Here is a 2,653-nt window from a genome sequence, read left to right as displayed (position 1 = left end):
GCTACCGTGTCGTGGTGCTCGATAATCTTTCCACCGGTCATGCCGATGCCGTGCGCTACGGTGAATTGATCGTTGGTGATATGGCCGACACGGCACTACTGGACCGGCTGTTTCATTCCCATCGATTCGACGCCGTTATGCACTTTGCCGCTTTCAGCCTGGTCGGCGAATCGGTTGATGATCCCGGCAAGTACTACCGCAACAATGTCGCCAATACGCTCAATCTTCTGGATGCGATGGTGCGGCATCAGGTAAGGCATTTTGTCTTTTCCTCCACGGCAGCAACCTTCGGTGAACCCCGATCAGATCGGATCGATGAATCTCATCCGCAAAATCCGATCAATCCTTATGGCCGCAGCAAGTTGATGGTCGAGCATCTGCTGGCTGATTATGATGCCGCCTATGGCCTCAAATCAGTGTGCCTGCGCTACTTCAACGCCGCCGGTGCCGATCCGGAAGGTGAGTTGGGCGAGCGCCACAATCCGGAGACGCATCTCATTCCTCTGGTGTTACAGGCTGCATCTGGCCGCCGGTCGCATATCCATGTGTTCGGTACGGATTACGACACCCCCGATGGCAGTTGTCTGCGCGACTATATCCACGTGCAGGATCTTTGTTCTGCGCATCAACAGGCATTGCAATGGCTGCAAGAGCATCAGCAAAGCAAGCAATTCAACCTCGGCAATGGGGATGGCTATTCCGTGCTCGATGTCATTGAAACGGCGCGTAAAGTGACCGGGAAGGAAATCCCTGTTCTTATTGGCGATCGCCGGGTGGGCGACCCCGCTCGTTTGGTTGCCGATGCCACTCTGGCGCAACAGCAGCTTGGCTGGAAACCCGAATACCCCGACCTGGTGGATATGATTGCCCATGCTTGGCACTGGGAACAGTCAAGCTAATCACCTGTTATCTCGACCTATGGTTTGCTGAAACGAGTCATTGGCTTATTAATCCCACCCAAAAATCCTTGAGATGACATCTTTCTGTCACAAGGTAGTATGGCTAGATGTCCGCGAATTCTTCATAAGAAAGAAAGTGCAGGCTGCAAACGTGAAAACAGAACGGGGTGCAGGATGCAGATGTCAAAACACGTTTTTCGTGCCTTGGCTATGGGTATGGTGGCAATGGGCGTAGTCATGGGTGCTGCTTTTCCCGTGTTCGTTTTGGGTTTCGGTGTTCCAAAATCAACTGCCTTCTCACCTACTTTTATTATCGCCACGCTCGTTGCCGGGCTCATCGTCGGTGGGCTGAACTTCGCCCTTGCCAGCCGAATCGTTCGACCACGCTTGCGGCAGTTGAGCTCAAGAATGCAGCAAGTGCGCGCGGCCATGCAGCAGGCGACTTTCTCGGGTGACTGGACGGCCTGTAACCCCGCGGTTTGTCGTTTGCATGAGCAGGACGAGGATGAGCTCGGGGCCGTGGCCCAAAGCTATAATGCTTTGCTCCATGCACTACATGAAGCGCACATGGTCGAGGCACGGATTCGGGACTTTACCCAGACACTCTCAAGCAAGCTGGATTTGCATGAGTTGGGCGATCAGGCGCTGGGGCTGTTGCAAGCTAATGCACGTGCTCAGGGGGGTGCGATTGTGCTCGAGCGTCATGGTGAATGGACAGTGCTGGCATCAAGAGGCCTCTCTCATCCTGAAAAACTCGTAGAGAATAAAGTCTATTTCAACTCGAAGGATGTGGCGGTGCAAACGAGAATTACCTTGCCGCCTGGTGTGACTGTTGATGCCATCCTTTCCCATTTTGTACCCAGTGATGTCTTGCTGACGCCTATTGAAAATCACGGTTTTGTTTTGGGGTGGGTCATTCTGGCTTCGGCCACTCCGTTTGCCGAAGATGTACCCCGATTAATGCCCTTATTGATGCAAGGTCTTGGTTTGGCGCTCAATAACGCACTTCTGCACGATGATCTACAACGTGTTGCTGCTCTTGACCCACTAACAGGGGTTTATAACCGTCGATTCGGCTACAAGCGCTTGGAAGAGGAACTGACGCGTGCTTCCCGTGATCACACTTCCTTGTCCGTGTTACTGCTTGATCGGGATCATTTCAAGCGGGTGAATGACACTTATGGTCATTTGAGTGGCGACAAGGTACTCATTCGCACGGCAAACGTCTGCCGGGAAATCTTGCGTGAGGGTGATGTGCTGATGCGGTATGGGGGAGAGGAGTTCGTAGTCGTCCTCCCTGGTGCGAGTATTCAGGACGCACGCGACGTTGCTGAGCGCATTCGCTTCGCCATCAGTCAATCTCAGGTCAATCTGGGCGACCTGGTGCTACAGGTGACATCAAGCATTGGTGTTGCGGCAACGACAGGTCAAAAGTCCATTGCGGCCGATGAGTTGATCGCGCTGGCTGATGAGCGTTTGTACAAGGCAAAAGCAACAGGAAGGAATAAGGTCGTATCCGAAGCTGCAATTGCAAAGCCTGTAGTGACAACCAAACCGGCGCAATGACCCGCTCACGCTGCATGAAAATAAAATCAACCCTTGACAACAGTTCAGAAGTCTATAATATACGCCTCCTACTGACGCGGGATGGAGCAGCTCGGTAGCTCGTCGGGCTCATAACCCGAAGGTCGTAGGTTCAAATCCTACTCCCGCAACCAAATTTAAGCCCTTGATTGATAACCTTTTATTAGGTA

At 52.8% G+C, this 2,653-nt stretch carries 2 protein-coding genes and 1 tRNA gene; all 3 read left to right on the top strand.

What is annotated here, in order from left to right; translation table 11 throughout:
* Nucleotides 1-899: UDP-glucose 4-epimerase GalE (galE, locus tag AB7E06_RS19190; protein WP_427958188.1), on the top strand; the 899-nt coding region annotated here is incomplete at its 5' end.
* Between the two features lie 180 nt (nucleotides 900-1,079).
* Entirely contained in the window at nucleotides 1,080-2,465 is a 1,386-nt protein-coding gene (locus AB7E06_RS19185; protein WP_427958186.1) for a diguanylate cyclase, read from the top strand.
* A 75-nt stretch (nucleotides 2,466-2,540) separates the two neighbouring features.
* Nucleotides 2,541-2,617 (top strand) — tRNA-Met (locus AB7E06_RS19180).
* Nucleotides 2,618-2,653 lie beyond the last annotated feature (36 nt).

It is taken from the genome of Alcaligenes sp., assembly GCF_050255915.1.
GTDB classification, from domain to species: Bacteria; Pseudomonadota; Gammaproteobacteria; order Burkholderiales; family Burkholderiaceae_B; genus Alcaligenes; species Alcaligenes aquatilis.
The sequence above is the reverse complement of the archived record's forward strand: the minus strand, read 5'-3'. Positions and strand labels throughout refer to the sequence as shown.